At 69.9% G+C, this 539-nt stretch carries 1 protein-coding gene; it reads left to right on the top strand.

Going from position 1 to position 539, the window contains the following annotated elements; genetic code table 11:
* The coding region (locus tag CAY82_RS27460; RefSeq protein ID WP_140399163.1) for a carbohydrate ABC transporter permease at positions 1-539 on the top strand (539 nt) is incomplete at both ends.

The following is a 539-nucleotide window of genomic DNA, read 5'->3' as shown; positions in this document are numbered from 1 at the left end:
TGGCTGTTCATCTTCGACCCGCGCTACGGGCTCATGTCCACCGTGCTCGGCTGGTTCGGCGCCACGTCGCCGCAGTGGTACACGGCCGAGCCCTGGCCGCTCGTCATGGTCGTGGTCGTCTACCTGTGGAAGCACCTCGGGTACGTCGCGCTCATCTACCTCGCGGGCCTGCAGGCCGTGCCTCAGGCCCTGCTCGACGCCGCCGCGCTCGACGGCGCGAGCCCCGCGCGGACGCTGCGCTCGATCGTGCTGCCGCTGCTCGCGCCCACCACGTTCTTCCTGCTCGTGACGATGCTGCTCGCGTCGCTGCAGTCGTTCGACATCATCCGGTCGATGACGCAGGGCGGCCCGCTCGGCTCGACGACCACGCTGATGTACCAGATCTACGTCGAGGGCTTCGTCAACGGCCGCGCGGGCTACGCGTCGGCCGGCGCGACGATCCTCTTCCTGCTGCTGCTGGCCTTGACGTCCGTGCAGCTGCGGTTCGTCGAGCGGAAGGGGCACTACGCACCAGCGCCCGCGCTTCGGCCAGCCCGTCC

Origin of the sequence: Pseudomonas sp. SID14000 (genome assembly GCF_002165135.1) — a bacterium.
Classification (GTDB): domain Bacteria; phylum Pseudomonadota; class Gammaproteobacteria; order Pseudomonadales; family Pseudomonadaceae; genus Aquipseudomonas.
Note: the sequence above shows the minus strand (reverse complement) of the source record. Positions and strands in the feature narration are given on the sequence as shown.